We start from the raw sequence: 19944 nt of genomic DNA, 5'->3' as shown, positions 1-19944 counted from the left end.
CTCAATGTGTACCAATCAGGAATCTTTGTTCTGTGTCGGCTGAATCTAATTAATTCGTTATGGTGATTTTGGCAGGTTGCTGCAGCGCATGTAGGAGGCGACCACCCGCGTGACCCGCCCCCATGGGTATACCCCGGACGGGTCCCCCTAAATTATTGAAATACAATAATGATTCCCACTCACGCGGCGACGGACAAGGCGTTAAGCTGACCTTTCTCCGACAGGCCCGGATCGGCGGTGGTCATGGCGGAGAGGTTGTAGGCCAGAATCCGGTCAAATTGGCCCATTGGCGAGGGCCTTCACCGCCACTGGCAACACAGCAAATCGTCTGTGTCAGGAGGTCGGGACGATGGTGTGTCGGAGGGGCTGTCAGGGGCGCGATAACGACCGCTAACGCGGTCATGTGGTGGTATGCTGCGTGCCTGCGTCAACAGGCCTCCACGGGCGTCTCAGGCGGGTAGCCGAGCCTGCAGGTTCTTCACGCTGGTAGCATGCCACTTGCCGCCGCGTGCGGTCTTGATACCACGGCGATTGAGTTCGGCGGCGATGTATCGCAGTGAGCCGGGGCCGATGGCTTCCAGCACGTCCGCAAGGTCATGGGCGCGGGCGTCAGCCCGCTGCTTCGTCACCGCGACGGATGCTCCATTGCCCTTACGAGCGCGCCTGAGGGCGTCAGCCCCGTTCGGGTTGCCGAGCGCCGTCCCACGCGCCTTTGCGGCCTGTAGGGCCTGTTTCGTGCGGTCTGAGATGGCTTTTGCTTCGTTTTCGGCGACGATTGCCATGATTCCGACCGTCATTGCGTTGGCATCCGGCATATCCACGGCGACGAAATCGACCCCTGCATCGCGCAGGTTCAAGAGGAACGAAGCCGACCGGCTCAGACGGTCGAGCTTGGCGATCACCAGCCGGGCACCACAGATGCGCGCCGCCTTGATGGCCTTTTGCAGCTCGGGACGGCTGTTGTTCTTGCCGCTCTCGATTTCGATGAACGCCCCCACCGTCTCGGCGCCGTGGGCGGCAGTGTAGGCGTCGATAGCGGCGGTCTGGGCTTCCAGTCCAAGACCGCTGGAACCCTGCTGGGCGGTCGAGACACGGATATAGCTGACGATCTTCATAATTCCCGCTCTTGTACAAAATGGCCTAACGTCCGTTAGGTCACTTTATACGCGGTGCCAGCATGATTCGCGATTCAAATCAATAGGATACGCAGAAAATTTCGGGTCGGTTCAGAGCCTTCAGAATGGGTCCGAATCGGACCTAAATGTTGCAGCGTGGTCCGTCGCCTGCCGCTACGCGGCACTTTTTCTTGATCGTCGCGCCGGGTGTCGTACATCCGACGCATGGTCAATGTTCTTTATTTGTTCTGCATGTGTGGCCATGTCGGCGAGGTTAGGGGGGAGTGGGTTCTGTCCCTGTCTCGCGCGCAGGTTCTGGCGCGGGCGAGGTGCAGTCGGTGTGGGTGTCGGTGCATCGATATGCGCAGGGCTTGGAACAGCGATGTTGATCCGCATCATGGGGACTTGGAGGCGGATGGTTAGCCGTCTTGCGCATCCCCGAGATCCGGGACAGGCTCACCGAAACTGGATAAACGGTACAGTCTCGTGGAATTATTAGGCAACGTTTTGATCGGTATCGCACTGATCGCGTTCTTTATTCTGTATGTCCGTGGGCTGGGCGGATTAGGGCGTGGATTAAATATATACGACCTCTTCAATCGAGACAGCCCAAATCATAAGGCCGCGTTGCGCCTTCAGCTATCAGTGCTGGCCATCATAGCCTGCGCGGTGGTTGGCTTCTTGCTGGCGGGTGGCGGCGAGGTTCCCTGATTGGAGAAAGTTTGGCCTGCTGACGCAGGCCCGCTAAACGGTAGTCCTCGCACCCTGACCAATTGTATAGGTTGTAAGGCGGGACACGCGCAGGGTACTCAGGGAGCGTAGCAATTACCGCAGTTGTTGTCTTATTTTCCATGATGAGGGTCGGGCGGGTCTCTGGTCCGGCCAATTTTCTTGGGGGTGTCCGCAGGGCGTTTTGATCAGTTATGCGGAAAGGGTTGGGCTTTCGAATAGTCAAGGATACCGTTTCGTCACCTCGATAGGGCCGACTATCGCGTCATTGAACGCGGTCATTTCCTCAGCCGGTATCCAATACTCCAAATGCTCACGTCCTCCGGCTTCCTGAATCGCGTAGCCATCAAGGAAGGACTTCTGAACGTCGAATTTAGTCACATATCCAGAACCGCTAGCTTTGACATTCCAGTCTCGGGCGATCTTTATTGCGTATTCTTCCGTAAGAACCGGATAGAAAATTGGTTGTTCGGGCAGTCGAGGAGGGAAGGCTTTCATGCCCGATTGCTCGATAAGCCTGAGTTCTTCAGGACCGACAGGCCGCCATAGTGTTACTGTGCCGAAATCATTTCCCATGAATCTCTTTTAGCAGGAGCATGTCGAAAACTTCAAGTTGTGGTCCGCTCTTGGTTCGAAGTGAACCTCGCCATCGGGTCTACCATGTGCGGACGAGATCAACGGGGGCCATCCCTGCCATTCGCCCCTTCAGGTCAAGGCGAAGCGAACCAACACACTTTGCGGATACCGCGCTTTTCCGTGATCGGGGGTGAGGCAAAGCTATTCCCGACCCGCCGCTGTCCCATCCCGCCAAGCCGCAGCCGTGCGCAGACCGGAGCCGAGCGCGTGGGCGCTGAGTGTCGGGGAATATGGTGAGGGGGTGAGGTCTGGCGGGATGGACTGCGTCAGCAGGCGCCCCGGTACGGTCACATACATGGACGTCGCGCGCGATCCCTTCCCGTCGGTCCTGAAGCGGCTCTGACCCAGAAATGGCCAGTCTGACCCAGAACTGACCCAGAAATTTTTCATTTCTGGGTCAGCCAAAACCCCTTATTTTCATGGCGAAAACGGCTCTTGACCCAGATGACCCAGAAATTTTTAACTTAGTAGAGGTGAAAAGTGGAAATAGCAGAAGCGGGCGCGGCGGCTGTTTGTCCACTCTCACGCCGAGAAGTTGAAAATTTCTGGGTCAACTGGGTCTTCTGGGTCAGAGCGAATAATATCGTTGAAAATCAAATACTTGCGCTCACTCCGCCCTGACCCAGAAAAATAAACTTCTGGGTCAGAACGCCCATTTCTGGGTCAGCCCCGCCCGTAGGCTGCAAGCTTGGGGCGAACCTCCGACAGTGGCGGGAAGGTGATGTACCGCACACGGTCTTCCGTGGTCTTGTCCACACGGCTATCTTCGCCCGACTTGATCTCACCACGATAGCGGATCACGTCCTTGTTGTCGCCACTGTCGGCGCCTTCGCCAAGGAACGTTGTCACCGCTTTCTTCGCCTCTCCGGCGAGGTTGCCGCGTGTGTTGTTCGGCTGCATGTACGCAGCGGCGTGCACCTTAGCGACTCTGGTCGGTTCCGTTTCGCTAAGCGTGTAGTGGAAGGCATCGCCATCGGCTGTCCGCCCACCCAGTTCGCCCATTTCCACGGCGACGACGATCCGCTCTTCAGCGCCTTCAAGCCCCATGCCCGCCTGCTGACGCAGGGCCTCAGTAACCGGCGGATTGCGGAGGTCGTGCCACGTCAAGTCCACCGTCGCGGGGTTCCAGTGCATCAACTCATGCACCATGGCCTCCATTCCGCCCCGGCGCATCTGGTCGTCAATCTCGCCGAAGAACACTGCATCCTTCTTACGGGCGTTCGAACATTCGAGGACGAAGAACCGCCGGGCATCTTCGCCGTCCACCGGGACCACCCACGAGTTGTTCGAGATGAAGACCGTGTTGAGGTAGTTGGGCCGGGTGACCAGCTTCTCGAATTTGCCTTCGATCTGAAGGGTGTCGGAGCTGACGATGTCCTTCATCACACCTGCCGCTTGCTTGTCGCCGCCCCAGAACGCTTCCTCGCAGGTCAGGAAGATCTTTCCGTCGAGGTGCGCATTGAAGTTCCCGGTCAAATGCTTGCCCGCGCTGACCTTCAGTGCCGCCGCGCCGATAGCCTCGCGCACCCAATCGAAGACCTTGCTCTTTCCGGTGCCCTGTTCGCCGATGATGACCAGCGACGAAGGTACCTTCACGCCGGGCCGGGCGAAGGTCGAGGCCAGCCACGTCATCACGAAGTTGAAGTGTTTCTTGTTGCCGCTGCACAGGTTGTCGCGGATATGGTTGCGGAGCTTCGACCAGTCACCTTCGCGGGGCTGGGCGCGGAAGCCGGTCCACAGATTGAAGATATCGCGCCGGGCCGCGTCAGCGGCCTTGACCGGATCAGGTTCGAAGCAGGTGCTGGCAAAAGTCTGTCGCTGGCGCGCGTAGAGGAAAATTTCGTCTGGCTTGATCTTGTGGGTCTTCACGCGCCCTTTTGGGCCGGTGACCTCATAGCTCACGGCGCGGTTGATATACAGCTTCGCCAAGGTGGAGTCCTTCCAGAGAAGGAAGTTCTCGCCGCGCCCCTGCGGCACAGCGACCTTGGCCTCCCCGTCGAGCACGACATACGAGAAGCGACCCGTCATTGCGTCTCGCATTTGCTCTTGGAGGAGCGTCACCATTTGAGCCTGAGCGCCGTCGAAGGCTGGGTCGATCTTGTGGCGCCTGTAAACTTCGGGTCTGACCTCAGGCTTCACGAGATAGCCGCGTTCATCGACCAGCGCCTCATCGTGCAGTGGCGCCAAGACCCGCGCCGGGCTGAATTTCGATGCGTCGAGCGAAGCTTCCGCCTCCGCAACAGGGTCCCGCTCCGCGTCTGCCGCCCGCGCCGCGACCTGTTCAAGCACCTCTGCCTTCGCACTCCGTACGATCTCCTCGGCGCTCGGTTGGTCTAGTCCGAATTGCTTCAGCGCTTGTACAGCCTGAGCTTCGCCACCGTCTTCGATCCTGTCGCCTACGAGGTTTTCGCGCAGAATCCGCCGCGCCAAGTCTTCGGGTTCTTCCTCCTCGTCATCTTCGCCCGGCTGCATGAAATCGTTGCCGAACAGTAGGCCCTCGTCGAACCACCCCGCGTTCAACATCTCTTGGAGATGCTCTAGCTTGTGTCGCCCCTGACAGGCGTCGTGACGGCACGAAACCGTCCACCACTCGTGGGGCGAGTCGACGCAATTTACCGCCATACACGCGGTGCCACCCTCGGAGCTGTGCTCGTGTTCGAATGGACATGCGATCTCCACCTTACCCCCAGCCGGCTTGCCCCGGACGCGGTCTTCGCAGTAAATCTCTATGAGGTCGGCGGCCATGAACCTCTGACCGAAGCTTCGATGCCAGTCGTTCAGCGACTTACCGGACGGCGTAAACGCCATCGGTGGGCGATCACGCTCGTACTCACCTCCCGCCATCTCGAAAGCGTTTGCCTTTCGGTTCTTCGTGTAGAGCGCCTTCGACATGGGTCGAATTTCATCGTGGGACAGAGGGCGTCCCTGAATGATTGTTGCGCCGTAGGGCGCGTCCTTGCGATGGCGTGGGGTGAAGTAGAGGCGGCTGGCATCTGTGCAGCTAGTATCGAAGTGCACACCCAGCATGTTGCGAGCGAAGCCGGTCACCAAGTCTTCCCAGACCTTGAGCGCCTTCTCAGGGTTCGGGTCGAGGTCACTGAGCATCAACCGTTCGCGGAAGGGCACGAAGACGCGAAACTTCTCGGCGGGAAGGTGCGAGTAGACCACAAGCGTCCCGTCCCCGGTCATCTTGCGGGGATCGACGATCTTCACACTGGCCAAGTACTCCTCGGAGTACACGTCCTTCGCATGGTCGCGGAGATATGTCCGGAGGTGGTCGTCAGTAGGCTCCCCGGTCAGGGAGAGCTTACTCTGGACCGTCTTAAGCTTGACGCTGGATTCGGTCCTGCCGTGCGAGTGCGACGTGTATTCAATAGCGAACAGGCCCAGTCCTTCGATACGGGCGATGACCTCCTGCCGGGTGTGCCCAGCATCGATATCCAACCCGATCCCTTCGACCGATTTCATGGCCTCGTTCTTGCGTGTGCCTTCCACCCCCTCGCCGAAGACAATCGCGGGGCCGTACTTGCTGCCTGACACGGGGTGGCACGCGAGGTCTTCGATCCAGCCTTCAAGGGTGCGCTCTTCGACTTCCCACTCACCGTCTTGAGTGTTGCGCTTGCCCTTCGGCGGACGTTTCCCGGCCTCCGACCACACCGCCCCCGTCATCATCCGTGCTGGACGATCCAGCACCGCCTGAAGGTCAGGATGGTCTTCGCCGCGCAAGATCGCGTGGTTCAGGTAGAGCGGTCCAGCGTCTACGCCGTCATTCGCGGGTACCTCTTCCTCGGGTGCATTTGTCTTCTGCTCGCGCCCCCAAGCGTCCGACAGGTCCACGACATTGGTCAGGTCCCAGCGCTCGCGGCGCAGCGCGATCCAATCGAGACCGGTTTTCTCAGCGGCTTCTGCTTCATTCCAACCCGTCAGAACCCGCAGCGCTTCCGGATGCGGTGTGTCAGAGTCAGTGTGCCCTGCAGCAACCTCGCCGTTTATGACCATCTCGATCAGCTTTGTGTCGGTCATCTGATCGTCGTCGAACGCGCCGTCGATTGCTTCCCAGTCGGGAGCTTGTTCGTTCGTTGCCACTTCGCTTATCTCCTTGATTATTCGCGTATCTCTGGTATGATCTGAACCGTTGAATGCCACTTCGACATCCTTGATTCAGGCCCCGGTTCGTTGGCGCGGACCGGGGTCTTTCTTCTTCGTCTATGACAGAACTTTTGGCCGAGTCGAGCTTCACCCGACAACGTTCATGCGCCGTCAATACCCTAATTAAGCGTCACGCGCATTTCTGACTTGCACTGAGCCAATAAGGCATTGAAACTGAAAGGTATAATTCCGTTAAACACGTAACATCAAGAATTGTGATGTTATCGTAACGGGAATCGATTCTACGACACAAGGCGCAGGTGCGGGCGCTCTTCGGATGCCTCGTCCTCGTCCAGCTCGATTGGCGCCAGCGCGTCCAGCACGTCTGTGACAAGGTCCCCGAACTTCGTCGGGTTGTAGGGGTTGGGGCGGCGCTTCAGGTCCTGCCACCCTGCTACCCATAGCCCCGAATAGATCGGGTGCGGGGCGAATCCTGCGGCGGCAGCAACCAGCAGCGCACGCGCCATGGAGCCGTCCAGAAGGTCTGCGAGATAGGCGATCTCGATTGCGCGGTTGGGACGCTGGCGCCCCATGGTGGCGAGGAGGTTGGTCAGACAGTCGAGCGCGGGTGCGTATTCGTCTTGTGTCATGCCGCCCTCCGGGTTTCTCGCTGGGTCTCTGCACGGGCCGATATGATTGCCTGAACTTCCTCGGCGAGGCGGCGCCCCTCCGCGTCCAACTCCTCGTCGGACATCGCGTCGCGTAGGTGCTGAACCAGACGCCACTTCGTGGCCCTCGCTACGCGCTTGCGTTTCTGTTCCTCTGCAAGCTCCGGGGGTGGGGCAAGAAAACCCGTCCCCCTGATTCCGGCGAGGACGCAGCCGTCATCTTGTACGGGTGAATGGCGGCGCATCACTCGTCCCTCCGGTCGGCTGCGCGGAGCGCCCTTTTTGCGGACTCACTTCTCACCTTGGGCGGAGCTGGGAAGTGGATCGTGGGCGGGGCGGGCTTGGGTGCGGGTGCAGGCTTGCGACGCGCGGCGAGGATGCCACCGATCTCGGCGCGGACGGCTCGGTCGAGTTCAGGTGCTAGTTGATAGAACTTGAGCATCTCTTCGACTGTGACGTCCTGACGCTCGGCAGCGTCCACGATCTGGGCGGCAATATCGTACGCGGTCACAGGGTTAGCCCCAACTTTCGAGCAGCTGCGATTCTGGCGCTTGCCGGAAGAGTCATCACGTGGCGAAGAGCGCGGACCTTCTCGTCGCCCTCCGGGGCGGTCGGGGTCTTGACCTTCCGCCCGCCGTCGAGTCCGGCAGCTCTTGCGGCAGAGATACGACGTTGAGGCGAGAGTCCCGCAAATTGGTCGAGGGCCTCCTCGTCCCCGGATTCCAGTTTGGCGCGAAGTTCGTTGCGCTCAGCTTGCTCGGCGTACTCCGGGAGAAGGTCTCGGGCCTCTTTCGCCCATGCCTCGGACAGCGCGCTTTCGGTCAGGGTCGCAACAACCGCGCTGGGCAAGCGGGCCACCATGGATTCCGTCATCGCGATCCCGTCGCGCCGGGCGTCGGAGATGATCTTGGTTGAAACGGCTTCGAACCGGGCAGCGTCGCGGCCCGTCAGGGTTGTGTGATCCATGGGGCTACGCAGCCTCCTGTGTGTTGGTGAAGTTGAAATTTGGGTCCCACCGCGCATGGCGCAGGGCAAATCCGGACGCGATCTCTTTGAACTTTGGCGGGGTGGCGTCGGGGTCCGGGTGGAGGAGGAATATCAACGTGTCGCGCTGCAGCGGCAGCAGGTGATGAAGAAGAGACAGGTACGGCGCCAGTTCGTCACTCCCGCCCAGCGTCTCGAACAGCGCCGCGTCGAACAGCTGCCGTGCTCTGAACAGCCGCGCACGTTGGAATTGGTCGAGCGCGTCGAACAGCTTGGTGGCAGCCGTGATGGGGTCTGGCCCAACTTCGAAGGGGTCGCTTGAAGCCTTGGCGCCGCGCAGTAGGCGGGGCCAGCCTGCCGCCCGGTCGGCCTTGGGAACGGTGGGCAGCGCGGCGGCAAGGGGATACCGGCGCGGCCAGCTGTCGGGGGCGTAGACAGTGGATTTCAGCCTTTCGCAGGCAGTAGCCCGACGCACGGACAGACAGTCGGCGTAGTCCGACTGATAGATGGTTAGCATGGTTCTGACCTTTTGGGAGAGTATGCGTAAAACATACTTGACATTTTACGATGAGTCAAGATCTGGACGGTTCATGGTCACGAGACGATTCGGCGTCCCTCGCCAGAAATTCTGTCAGGGAGGAAAATATCTCTTTCGTATACAAGATCTTAGGGTGTGGGTACGGGTGGAGTGGTTAGCCGCACGAGACCCGAATCATGTTGAGTAACCGGGGCGGGAGGTGGGCGACACGCCAACAGGAGGGAACCAGATGGGCGACATAATTAATCGAGCGTACTGGCTGAGTGAGCATGCGACGACAGTCACGACCGAAGCAGACCTGCAGGAGCTGAAGCGTAGGACCGAGTCCCTGCTAGAACGGATCGAAGAGGCTTCGCAGCTATTCGGCGCGTTGAGGGGCGTGCCGCCTGATGAGGACCGCTAACGCGGCCGGCGCCGGGTTGACCATGGTGACCAGCCCGGCGCCGCTCCCGTGGTTGGTACCTTGTGTTACCGATCCAATGCCGCTACCAATAACCGACACGAGGAATCAGAGGTGGTAAAGAGTGGCGCACTACATCAAGAAAGAAGTCCCAAGCAAAAAGGGCAAGACTCGCATCGTCTGGATTTCACGTTGGAAGCAAGACGGTAAGCAGCGCGAGAAGTCTCATCAGCGCAAAGACGATGCCCGGCGGCACTCCATCGCCATGCAGGCACAGCACGAAGAGAAGGCTCTCACCAAGGTTGAGGAAGAGGCGCTACGTGACGTCGATTTCTGGACCGTGGGAACCGAGTTTATCGACTCCCTTGAGAACCCGCCCGCCGGGAAGGACCCGCGAGAACCGATCACTATTCGTGGCTACAACTCTCTCTTGATCCACCATTTGATCAAAGAGCTTCACGGTCACCCAAACGATGTGACCCTCGCAGACCTAGAGCGCCTCCGCGACCGTATGTTCGAAGACGGTCAGAGCTTCGACCGAGTGCGGAAGGCGCTCGGGCTTGCAAAGCAGATTCTGAAGTACAGCATTCGACAGGGCCTCAGGGTCGCAGCCGTGCCCCCGGTTGAGCTTGAGAAGCCGGAGTCCGTGAAGCGGAAAGAGGTTGAGAAGGCGGACGAGGTCTATAGCCTAGATCAACTGCATACGATTTTGCGTGCTGCCGACAGTCTCGCGGAGGACAGGCACAAGGGCACTCGCCGTGCATGGACCGTCTATCGTCCGATGGTCTATCTCCTCGTGCACGCCGGTCTCAGGATCGGGGAGGCACGTGCCTTCCCACGATCCGCATTCGACTTGACGAAGGGGAAGGTCCTCGTCCGACAGGCTGCGTCCGAGGACGGGACAATCAAGCATCCGAAGACTATCGGCGGGCGGCGCGATATGCCGATGCACCCCGACCTTCCGCCTGTGATTGAGCCGCTGCTATCGTCCCACAACCATGATCTGGTCTTCGCCTCGTCGGAAGGCACTGCGCGTTCGCTTGGCAACCTGTACCGGGGCCTGTGGAAGCCACTCATGAAGCGCTGCGAGCAACTGGCGCAGACGGGCGAGGAGCGCCTAGTCGAGGTCCCTAGCTGGGGTTTCCACGCGATCCGACATGCCTATGCCTCTCGCCTGATCGCTGGCGGTGCGAACCTGAAGCAACTCAGCCGCTGGATGGGACACTCGGACCCGGCATTCACCCTCCGCGTCTACGGTCATTTGATGGAGGACGGACATGAAGAGGTCATGTCCAAGATGGCAATCTGACGCCTTCAATCCGCAGCTCTTTCCGCAAGTGTAAGAATGATGCGGGTGAACCATGCGATAGCAGCATAGGATAGCATCACCGCCATGAGGCGCCCCACAGTCGATACCACTCCATGAACGATACGGCGGCGGGGCGTCATTTTTGTTTCGTCTAGCGTGAGCGTGTACCCAAAGAAGTATCCGATGGAGAAGCTGAGGTGAGACCATAGCAGCAACATCAGCACCCCCGCGAGAGCATACAAACCAGAATGCTCTAGAACCCTTGCGGCGGCAATAATCCCTGCGATGACCAGCGCCCATTGGACAAGCTCGAAGATCGCCCGCGCGAGCTTCGTTGGATCATACTCAGGCATTTCGGGTCTCCATAGTTGCGCAAAGGGGCGATCAGTCCCAGCGGTAGACCAGTCCGATAATTGATACATATCGGCGTGCGTGCCCAGCCCCTCCGCAACTAAGTAGGATTCGCCAAGGTAAGTAGGATTTACCTCCGCTCCCTCCGAACCGGTTTTTACCATGTTTTTGCCACGTCGAGGAGGTGGCAAGGCTCGCAACCGGGCGGTTTGCACCCGTATCGCGGTAGTTGAAGATGTGAGATTCTTCCGCCGCCTCAAGTCGAAAAAGCGCGTCATGCGCTTGTTTTCATTGCGATTCTGCGGTCTTGGCTGGGAGATTGTTGGTGCCCGGGGGCGGAATCGAACCACCGACACGAGGATTTTCAATCCACTGCTCTACCCCTGAGCTACCCGGGCACGGGTCAGGGGCGAAGCCCCTCGGGTGGGTGCGGTTTAGACGGGCTCCGGGCAAAGGTCCAGAGGGGCGGACGCAGATTTTTGCATGGCCTCAATGGGGCTTGCCCACGTCCTTGTCGGGGTCCTTCGACCAGTCCTCGTCCTCTTCCGCGGGCACCGCGTAGCTGCCGTTCAGCCAGCGCGCCAGGTCGACGTCGGCACAGCGGCGCGAGCAGAACGGACGGTAGGCCTGGTCCGTCGGCTTGGCGCAGATCGGGCAGCTCATGGGTGGACCTCGGGCAATTCGTGAAGGGGCAGGCGGTCGCGCTTGCGCTGCAGCTCGAACGCGCCCAGCGGCGTCCAGCCGGCCAGCACCGTATCCACGGGGCAGGTGCGGAAGGCCGCGCGCAGGATCTGCTCGATCGTGCGCCGGTCCTTCTTGGGGCAGGGGGCGAAATCGATGGTGATCTGGCCGCCGAGGCCACGGCAGCGCAGCTGCGCTGGCAGGGCGCGCGCGGCGGCGATGTTGGTCTTCAGGCCGGCCGCCAGCGAGCTGTCCCCGCCGGTGTTCACGTCCACGGCCACCAGCGCGCGCGTCGGCTCGACGCTGATCCAGCCGTGGCTGCCCAGCTCGGCGTGCGACGATGCCAGCAGGTCGATATGGTCGAGGATGCCGTGATCTACGAAATTGCCCGGTTCGCCGAACAGCGCGTCGGGCATGGGCCAATCGCGCCAGGCCAGCATGTGGGGGTCGGGACCGTCGAACAGCAGTTCGGGGCCCGTCCCGCTGTCGGTCTGCAGCTGTTCGGCCAGCTCGAGCGTGGCGGCGATGTCCTCGGCGATTTCGCCATCGTCGGCCTCGGCGGCGGCTGAGCGCAGGATCAGGCCGATCCGGTCCGGCGGTCCCGCGACCTCGTGCGCGATGGCGAGCAGGGCGTCGCGCCGGTCGTCGTCGCGGACGCTGCGAGAGACGTTGTAGCCGGGCGCGTCCGGGGTGACGATCACGTGGCGCGACTTGAAGAGAGGTCGGGCCGTGACCGGCGGCGCCTTGCCCGGCTCGGCGTAGCCGGTGACCTGGACCACGAGATCCTGCCCGGGGGCGAGGCCCTTGGCCTTCTTCAGGAAACCGCGCCCGTGGGGCAGGCGCACGGTCACGCCGCCCTGGCCCTTGAGCGGGCGGTCGACCGTGGCGCGGTAGATGGCGCCGGGCTGGGGCCGATCGTCGGGCGGGGCGATCAGCAGGTCGTCCAGCTGACCGTCCACCAGCATGGCGGCGGCCAGCCGGCCGTTCCAGCTGTCGAGATGAACGCTGCGACCCTTCATCGTGCCCCCCAGATCGGCAGCCCGGCGGTCTGCAGAAGGTTCGCCGTCTCGTGCAGCGGCAGGCCGACGACGCCGCTGAAGCTGCCCTGCATCCACGCCACCAGCACGGCGGCGGGGCCCTGGATGGCGTAGCCACCCGCCTTGCCCTGCCAGTCGCCCGTGGCGATGTAGCCGTCGATGTCATCCTTGGAGAGCTGCTTGAGCCGCACCGTGCTTTCGACCGTCCGCGACCAGCTTTGCGCGCCGCGGCGCACGGCCACCCCGGTATAGACCCGGTGGCGACGACCCGACAGGCGGGCGAGGAAATCGCGCGCCTCGGCCTCGTCCGCGGGTTTACCGAGGATGCGGCGGCCCATGGCGACGGTGGTGTCGGCGCAAAGCAGGACCTCGTCCGTCGCGATGGTCACGGCGGCGGCCTTTTCTTCGGCCATGCGGGCGCAATAGGGACGCGGCAGCTCGCCCTTCAAAGGGGTTTCGTCGATATCCGGAGCGCGGATATCGGCCGGCGTCAGACCGATCTGCGCCAGAAGCTCGCGCCGCCGGGGCGACCCCGAGCCCAGAACCAGTCGCAGACTGTCCCCCATTGCGCGGGCCCTCGTGGTCTTGGATAGCGGGGCCGTTCGGGCCCCGTTACTTGAAGCGATAGTTGATGCGCCCTTTGGTCAGGTCATAAGGAGTCATCTCCACCTGAACCTTGTCGCCGGCCAGAACGCGGATGCGGTTCTTGCGCATCTTGCCCGCCGTGTGCGCGATGATCTCATGGCCGTTTTCCAGCTCGACCCTGAATGTCGCGTTCGGCAGGAGTTCCTTCACGACACCGGGAAATTCGAGCAGTTCTTCCTTGGCCATGGTCAATCCTGTTTTACCGCCCCGCCAGTTCGGGGCATGGCACTAAATGGTGCGAAAGCGGTCCTAATTCAAGCCGGATTCGCCGTGCCGGCCTAATCGTCGCGCGCCATGACCGAGATCAGGGTGAACAGCCGGCGCGCGGTTGCCGCGTCCACCGTCACGTGCGGCGCAAGGGCCGACTGAAGCTGACGCGCGGCCTCGGTGTGAATGTCGCGCCGCGCGGCGTCCACGGCCTCGATCCGGGCGGGAGGCAGGGTCTTCACCGCCTCGGCATAGCTGTCGCACAGCGTGGCGTAATCCTTGATCGCCTGCATAAGCGGCGCGATGGACAGGGGGAAGGCCGCCGCCTTGCGCCCGGCGTCGTTGGCCAGGTCGAAACGGACCTGTCCCGCCTGCAGGCCGAGGGTAAGGGCGAGGGCGCCCTCGGGGCCGTCGACAAGGGCGAAGCTGTTGCTTTCCTCCAGGTCGAAGATCGCGACGCGGCGCTCCTGATCCATTTCCGCCGACGGGACGGGCAGCCCGGTCTCATCGATCTCGACCTTGTAGAGACGGCTCATCGGTTCAACAGGTCCAGCCGGGCCTGCACGCTGAGGCCATGGGCCTCGAGGCTTTCCGACCGGGCCAGCGTCGCGGCGTCGGGGCCGATGGCGCTGAGCGCGGCGGGGGTCATCTGGGCCATCGTGGTGCGCTTGAGGAAATCCATCACCGACAGGCCGGACGAGAAACGCGCCGACCGCGCGGTGGGCAACACGTGGTTGGGGCCGCCGATATAGTCGCCGATGGCCTCGGGCGTCCATTTGCCCAGGAACATCGCGCCCGCGTGGCGGATATTCGCGGCCAGCGCCTGCGGGTCGGCCACACAGAGCTCGAGGTGCTCGGCCGCGATCTGGTCGGCCAGGGCAGCGGCTTCGCCGAGGTCGCCGGCCACGATGATGGCGCCGTTGTCTTCCCAGCTTTTGCCTGCGATGGCGCGACGCTCCAGCGTTTCCAGCCGTGCGGCCACCGCGCCGGCCACGGCGTCGGCCAGCGGGGCCGAGGTGGTGATGAGGATCGACTGCGCCGATTCGTCGTGTTCGGCCTGGCTGAGAAGGTCCAGCGCGATCCAGTCCGGGTCGTTGTCCTCGTCGGCGATGACGAGGATCTCGGACGGCCCGGCGATCATGTCGATGCCCACCCGGCCGAAGACCCGGCGCTTGGCGGCGGCGACATAGGCATTGCCCGGTCCGGTGATCTTGTCCACCGGCGGCACGCTTTCGGTGCCGTAGGCCAGCGCGGCGATGGCCTGCGCCCCGCCGATCCGAAGCACCCGGTCGACACCGGCCAATCGCGCGGCCAGCAGTACCAGCGGGTTCACCTTCCCATCCGGCGTGGGTGCGGTCACGACAAGACGCTCGACCCCCGCGACCTTGGCCGGGATGGCGTTCATCAGGACCGACGACGGGTAGGAGGCCAACCCCCCGGGCACGTAGAGCCCGGCGGCGTTCACGGGGCCCCAGCGCCAGCCCAGCGTCGCGCCGGCGTCATCCGTCCACTGGCTGTCCTCGGGAATCTGGCGTTCATGGTAGGCGCGGATGCGTGCGGCCGCGTGTTCCAGCGCGCTGCGCTCCTCGGGCGGGATCTCGGCGATGGCGGCGTCGATCTCGGCCTCGGTGAAGGCCAGCGTGTCCGGGGTCAGCCGCACGCGGTCGAATTTCTCGGTCAGCTCGATCAGCGCCGCGTCGCCGCGCGTGCGCACGTCCGCGATGATCGCGGCCACCGCGTCATCCACGTCCACGCTGTCCTCGCGCTTGAGGGTGAGAAGCTGGGCGAAGCGCGTCTCGAAATCGGGGGCGTCCGTGCTCAGAAGGTGCGGCATGGCGGAAATCCTTTCGCGCGACGGTCTAGCGCCGTGCCGCACCCGCCTCAAGCCCGGCGGTGTCGCGGGTCCATCGACCTTTGTCGCGCCGCGCTCGGGCGCGGTCACTCACCGTGCTGCGGGGCCTTGCCCGACGGCGCAAGGTAGGGGCGGGTCACGTCGCGCAACGACACTTCCAGGGCCTCGACATCGACGGCGATCGCCCCGTCGCCCGCCAGCCACAGGATCGCGCGGCCGGTGCCGTCCTCGCCGGGCTCCAGCGTGATCGACAGCAGCGACAGCACCAGGTCACGATCGGCGCGGTCGATCCCGTTGGTCTTGACCGCCTGCACGTCCTCGAACGCCAGCACCGATTGCACCCGCTCGGCCCGGCCCACGGCCGCGTCTTCCCAGCGGAACCGGTTGATCAGCAGGGCGAACCGACGCTGGCTGCGCTGCCACGTCATCTCGGTGATGGGGAAGACGGCGTCCTGCACCAGCGACGAGATCACCTGCAGGTCCTCGGCATCCATGGCGCGCAGCCGCAGGGGGGCGGGGCTAGCGTCTTCGAAACGGGCGTCTTCGGTCACTGTCCTGCGATCCTTTCCACGTGGGCGCCGACGGCCCCCAGCTTGTGCTCCACCCGCTCGTAGCCGCGGTCGAGGTGATAGACGCGGTTGACGGTCGTCTCGCCCTCGGCGGCCAGCCCGGCGAGGATCAGCGAAACCGAGGCACGCAGGTCGGTGGCCATGACCGGCGCGCCCTTCAGCCGCTCGACGCCCGTGACCCGCGCCGTGCCGCCCTGCACGTCGATCCGCGCACCCATCCGCATGAGCTCGGGCGCGTGCATAAAGCGGTTCTCGAAAATCGTCTCGTGCAGGACGCTCGTGCCTTCGGCGGTGCAGAGCAGGGCCATCATCTGCGCTTGCAGGTCTGTCGGGAAGCCCGGGAACGGCTCGGTCGTCACGTCCACGGCCTGCACGCGGCCGTTCTTGCGGCTGACCTTCAGGCCGTTCGGCGTTTCCTCGACCGAGATGCCGGCGGCGTCCAGCTTCTCGCAGAAGGCGCCCAACAGTTCGATGGATCCGCCGAGGCATTCGACCCAGCCGCCGCAGATCGCCGGCGCGAGCATGTAGGTTCCCAGCTCGATCCGGTCCGTGACCACGCGGTGGGTCGCGCTGCCCAGCGTATCGACCCCTTCGACCGTGATCGTGTCGGTCCCTTCGCCGTCGATCCGGGCGCCCATGGCGCGCAGGCAGCGGGCCAGGTCCACGATCTCGGGCTCACGCGCGGCGTTCTTGATGGTGGTCGTGCCGCGGGCGAGTGTCGCGGCCATCAGAACGTTTTCCGTGGCGCCGACCGACACGATCGGAAAGTCGACCACGCCGCCTTGGAGCCCGCCGGCCGGCGCCTTGGCGTGGACGTAGCCGTCGCGCAGGTCCAGCTCGGCCCCCAGCGCCTCGAGCCCCTTGAGATGCAGGTCGACGGGCCGCGCGCCGATGGCGCAGCCGCCGGGCAGCGAAACCTCGGCGTGGCCTTCGCGCGCAAGCAACGGGCCCAGCACCAGGATCGAGGCGCGCATCTTGCGCACGATGTCGTAATCGGCGCGGGTCGAGCTCAGCGCGTGGGACGACAGCGCCAGGACCTGGCCATCCTGCAAGGTGGTGACCTCGGTCCCGAGACTGCGCAGGAGTTCGGTCATGGTGCGGATGTCCGACAGCCGCGGCGCGTTGGTCAGGGTCAGCGGCCCGTCGCTCAGCAGCGTGGCGGGCATGAGCGTGAGGCACGCGTTCTTTGCGCCCGCGATGGGGATTGCGCCCGCAAGCTCGGTGCCGCCTTTGACAAGGATTGAGTCCATCGGATCGTCCTACTGCTCGGAAGTGTCGTCGGAGGGCTGATCGGGGGCCTTCCGGGCGCGTGCCTGCGCCTTGCGCTTGGCCATATTTGCCTTGAGCGCGGCCTTCAAGCGCTGGGCGCGCAACTCGGCATCGCTGGGCTTTTTCTGGGGCTTCCGCGCGTCCGTCATGGTCCCGTCCTAGCCCATGGCCGGGGAGGGGTCCAGTTGACCGCGCGTGCCCCCGCGCAATGCCCCGCAAAAAGCCCGCCCAACCCTCTTGCGTCACATTCGCATCGCGTCTATGCACCCGCCACCGAACGGGTCCGCTGCCGTAGCTCAGGGGTAGAGCACTCCCTTGGTAAGGGAGAGGTCGAGAGTTCAAATCTCTCCGGCAGCACCACGGTTTCCCTCTATTTTTATGAAAATCTAGCATAACAAGCGTGAAGCGGCTTCCCTTGTGCTATGTTTTGTGCCAACTTTTGTGCCAAATCGAGTTGGCACAAAGGGCACTCCCATGTCTCTCCCCAAGGTCCCCGGAACCAAGGTGCGTGGCACGACCTACCACCTCAATTTGCCGATCCCTAAGACCGTTCAAAATCTGCACCCCAAGCACCCGACCGGGATCATGCGCGGGACATTGAAGACCTCCGATCCGAAGGAGGCTGCGCGGGAAGTGAATGAGCGCCGCGCCATCCTCGAACGGCAAGTGAAGGAAGCGAAGCGGTTGGCTGACCGTGAGCGGCTCCTCGGAACTCTGGGGCAGGAGGACCGGGACCTTCTTACCGAGATTGGAGGTCCCGAAAAACTTCTAGAAGAGCTTCGCAGCCTTCGAAAGCAAGCCGCCTTCGCTATGGCGGGATCGGGTGCGGACCTTGATCTGATTGAGGAGACGGAGGAAGTAGATCATCGCGTCATGCGACAAGCTCGTGCCGAGGAGCAGGCCGTACTGACCGGACACCTGACGGCGATATCCGGGGAGGTCCGCCCCCTGAAGCGTATGGCCAAGGAAATGGCCGAAGACGTCGAGAACGGCCCGGCTGGCTTCGACGAAGGCACCATCGGCGTCCGGGAGGCGGCGGAGAAGCTTGCGGACGCGAAGAAATACACCGTGCAGAACCGAGAGTCGTTGATGCATACGGCGCGCCGGTGGATCGAAGCGCACGGTGATATTCCGATTGAGAAGTGGACTCGCGGTCACCTCGACCAGTTCGATGAACTTCTGACCCGCCTGCCGTCTTCGACCTCAAAGAAAATCCGCGCCCTGCCGATCCGGGAAGCGGTAAGAGCCGCCCACCGAGACGGTCTCGACACCATCGTCTTCAAAACCCGCAAGCGGTTCTCCGACCACATGAAGGCGATTGCCAAAGCAGCGGTGAACCGGGGTGACATGCCTGCCGACCCGTTCGCAGGCTACGCGCCCCGAGGCGAGAAGAAGCGCCATTCTGAGAGGAACAAGGACAAGACGGTCGCGTATACCAGAGACGAGGTCGGACGAATTCTCGACTACACGACTGAGAAGTACAGCGCAGACGTGCTTGACTACTGGATGCCAATACTCGCCGCCTACACCGGGGCGCGTTTGGAGGAGCTTGCCCAGCTCATGGTCTCTAATGTGCGCGTGGTCGGAAATATCCACGTCCTCGACATCACCGACATGGACGAAACCCAAAAGGTGAAGAATCAGCACAGTCTGCGTGTGGTGCCGATCCCGTCCATTGTGGTTGAGATGGGCTTCCTACAATACGTCGACCAGAGACGCGCCGCAGGCGGACGCATGCTGTTCATCGAAGACCACACGAACAATAAGAAGGTTACGGTCCGTCGTGAGGTGCCGCCGAACAAGCGCGGGCGCTACGGCGCGTCCTACGGCTCCCGGTTCTCACGCCACGTTCGAAAACCGCTTGAGCTTACCACTCCCGGCATGAAGTTTCACAGCCTCCGCCACAGTTGGACGGATGCCGCTCGGAGGGCCAAGATCGACGCGGAGACGCGTCGCCTCATCGCGGGGCGTCTCGACAACGAAGATGTCACCGAAGCGGGCTACGGAGGCGATGATCTGCTCAGTGAGAAGCTGGACGCGCTCGATAAGGTTGCTGCCTTCGTAAGGTCATAGCGAAAGCGCCTAACGGGGCCTTTCCCTCCACTGAACCACGACAACATGCCAAGCCGGTCGTGATTGTGCTCCTTGCATACTGCATGTTGCGGAGGTGGTTCTAAGGAGAGGCTGAGTGGGCGGACAGCAAGAGGCTGCGCGAAGGTGGAATAGCGCTTCTATCCCGCTTGATCCAAGCCCGGCTGTCTGTCCCGCTGTGAGGTGACTCCGATAATTCCGCAGACCAGCCTTAGTCCACGAACAGACTCGAACAGGCTCAAATGAAATGCCCCCTCTGAAGTGGTCCGCCCACTGGGATAGAATGATCCCGTCATGGAGAGGACCAGAGAATGGCTGGGAAGCGAGAGAAGCCCGAAGACATCGTTCTGAAGCTGCGGCAGGTTGAGGTGCTGCAAGGCCAAGGGCTGTCGGTCGGTGATGCGGTGCGCCAGGTCGGCATCACGCAGCAGAGCTACTACCGGTGGCGCAGGCAGTATGGCGGCATGAGCCGCGATCAGCTGAAGCGACTCAAGGAGCTCGAGACAGAGAACCAGCGGCTCCGGCGTGCTGTCTCCGACCTGACCCTCGACAAGATGATCCTGAGCGAGGCCGCCCGGGGAAACTTCTGAGCCCCTCGCGTCGACGCAAATGCATCGACCACGTGCGGCAGACGCTCGGCGTATCCGAGCGCCGCGCCTGCCGCACGCTCGGCCAGCATCGCTCCACCCAGCGGAAGGCGCCGCGGGGGCGACCGGACGAAGAGCAGCTGACGGCGGATATCATTGAGCTGGCGCGCCAGTATGGCCGCTACGG

Annotated in this window: 18 protein-coding genes, 2 tRNA genes and 1 pseudogene; 4 read left to right on the top strand and 17 right to left on the bottom strand. The window is 62.7% G+C overall.

Annotation, left to right across the window (positions count from 1 at the left end):
* Positions 1–449: 449 nt before the first annotated feature.
* From BUB76_RS16785 to BUB76_RS16750, 6 genes are all read right to left on the bottom strand, one after another.
* The gene (locus tag BUB76_RS16785) at positions 450–1115 is read right to left on the bottom strand and encodes a recombinase family protein (protein WP_073130498.1); all 666 of its coding nucleotides are present in this window, start codon (positions 1113–1115) and stop codon (positions 450–452) included.
* A 951-nt stretch (positions 1116–2066) separates the two neighbouring features.
* Entirely contained in the window at positions 2067–2420 is a 354-nt protein-coding gene (locus BUB76_RS16780; protein ID WP_073130494.1) for an ADP-ribosylation/crystallin J1, read from the bottom strand.
* Between the two features lie 723 nt (positions 2421–3143).
* Positions 3144–6626: a primase-helicase family protein gene (locus BUB76_RS16775; protein WP_139250916.1), complete on the bottom strand. Its 3483-nt coding sequence runs from the start codon at positions 6624–6626 to the stop codon at positions 3144–3146.
* A 245-nt stretch (positions 6627–6871) separates the two neighbouring features.
* The gene (locus tag BUB76_RS16770) at positions 6872–7219 is read right to left on the bottom strand and encodes a hypothetical protein (protein ID WP_073130488.1); all 348 of its coding nucleotides are present in this window, start codon (positions 7217–7219) and stop codon (positions 6872–6874) included.
* A 525-nt stretch (positions 7220–7744) separates the two neighbouring features.
* Positions 7745–8203, bottom strand: a complete 459-nt coding sequence (locus tag BUB76_RS16755) for a hypothetical protein (protein WP_073130476.1) — start codon at positions 8201–8203, stop codon at positions 7745–7747.
* A 4-nt stretch (positions 8204–8207) separates the two neighbouring features.
* The gene (locus tag BUB76_RS16750; RefSeq protein WP_073130472.1) at positions 8208–8738 is read right to left on the bottom strand and encodes a hypothetical protein; all 531 of its coding nucleotides are present in this window, start codon (positions 8736–8738) and stop codon (positions 8208–8210) included.
* Between the two features lie 545 nt (positions 8739–9283).
* On the opposite strand from BUB76_RS16750, the gene BUB76_RS16745 reads away from it, so the two are divergent.
* Entirely contained in the window at positions 9284–10468 is a 1185-nt protein-coding gene (locus BUB76_RS16745) for a tyrosine-type recombinase/integrase (RefSeq protein ID WP_139250915.1), read from the top strand.
* A 5-nt stretch (positions 10469–10473) separates the two neighbouring features.
* On the opposite strand, the gene BUB76_RS16740 is transcribed toward BUB76_RS16745, so the two are convergent.
* The 11 genes from BUB76_RS16740 to BUB76_RS18030 form a co-directional block, all read right to left on the bottom strand.
* Positions 10474–10821, bottom strand: coding sequence for a hypothetical protein (locus BUB76_RS16740; protein WP_073130464.1), 348 nt, complete (start codon positions 10819–10821; stop codon positions 10474–10476).
* A gap of 321 nt (positions 10822–11142) precedes the next feature.
* Positions 11143–11217, bottom strand: a tRNA-Phe gene (locus BUB76_RS16735).
* A gap of 91 nt (positions 11218–11308) precedes the next feature.
* Complete coding sequence (locus tag BUB76_RS16730; protein ID WP_073130461.1) at positions 11309–11482, bottom strand: DNA gyrase inhibitor YacG; 174 nt, start codon at positions 11480–11482, stop codon at positions 11309–11311.
* Positions 11479–12519, bottom strand: a complete 1041-nt coding sequence (locus tag BUB76_RS16725) for a ribonuclease E/G (RefSeq protein ID WP_073130457.1) — start codon at positions 12517–12519, stop codon at positions 11479–11481. Before BUB76_RS16725 ends, BUB76_RS16730 begins: the two co-directional genes overlap by 4 nt.
* Positions 12516–13091, bottom strand: a complete 576-nt coding sequence (locus tag BUB76_RS16720; protein ID WP_073130515.1) for a Maf family protein — start codon at positions 13089–13091, stop codon at positions 12516–12518. The genes BUB76_RS16725 and BUB76_RS16720 overlap by 4 nt, the downstream gene beginning before the upstream one ends.
* A 58-nt stretch (positions 13092–13149) precedes the next feature.
* A complete protein-coding gene (gene infA, locus BUB76_RS16715; RefSeq protein ID WP_007205486.1) occupies positions 13150–13368 on the bottom strand; it encodes a translation initiation factor IF-1 in 219 nt (72 codons plus the stop codon).
* Between the two features lie 92 nt (positions 13369–13460).
* Positions 13461–13925, bottom strand: coding sequence for a UPF0262 family protein (locus BUB76_RS16710; RefSeq protein ID WP_073130454.1), 465 nt, complete (start codon positions 13923–13925; stop codon positions 13461–13463).
* A complete protein-coding gene (gene hisD / locus BUB76_RS16705; RefSeq protein ID WP_073130450.1) occupies positions 13922–15223 on the bottom strand; it encodes a histidinol dehydrogenase in 1302 nt (433 codons plus the stop codon). The genes BUB76_RS16710 and hisD overlap by 4 nt, the downstream gene beginning before the upstream one ends.
* 104 nt (positions 15224–15327) lie before the next feature.
* Positions 15328–15792, bottom strand: coding sequence for a DUF2948 family protein (locus BUB76_RS16700; RefSeq protein ID WP_073130447.1), 465 nt, complete (start codon positions 15790–15792; stop codon positions 15328–15330).
* Complete coding sequence (gene murA, locus BUB76_RS16695) at positions 15789–17060, bottom strand: UDP-N-acetylglucosamine 1-carboxyvinyltransferase (protein WP_073130445.1); 1272 nt, start codon at positions 17058–17060, stop codon at positions 15789–15791. The genes BUB76_RS16700 and murA overlap by 4 nt, the downstream gene beginning before the upstream one ends.
* A 9-nt stretch (positions 17061–17069) precedes the next feature.
* Entirely contained in the window at positions 17070–17228 is a 159-nt protein-coding gene (locus tag BUB76_RS18030; RefSeq protein WP_175550335.1) for a hypothetical protein, read from the bottom strand.
* A 136-nt stretch (positions 17229–17364) separates the two neighbouring features.
* Here BUB76_RS18030 and BUB76_RS16690 point away from each other — a divergent pair.
* The 3 genes and pseudogenes from BUB76_RS16690 to BUB76_RS17435 form a co-directional block, all read left to right on the top strand.
* Positions 17365–17439 (top strand) — tRNA-Thr (locus tag BUB76_RS16690).
* Positions 17440–17553: 114 nt separating this feature from the next.
* Positions 17554–19152, top strand: a complete 1599-nt coding sequence (locus tag BUB76_RS16685; protein ID WP_073130442.1) for a site-specific integrase — start codon at positions 17554–17556, stop codon at positions 19150–19152.
* Positions 19153–19481: 329 nt separating this feature from the next.
* Positions 19482–19944: pseudogene (locus tag BUB76_RS17435) on the top strand (transposase); the annotation flags it as partial.

The organism is Palleronia salina, assembly GCF_900141995.1.
Classification (GTDB): domain Bacteria; phylum Pseudomonadota; class Alphaproteobacteria; order Rhodobacterales; family Rhodobacteraceae; genus Palleronia; species Palleronia salina.
The sequence above is the reverse complement of the archived record's forward strand: the minus strand, read 5'-3'. Positions and strand labels throughout refer to the sequence as shown.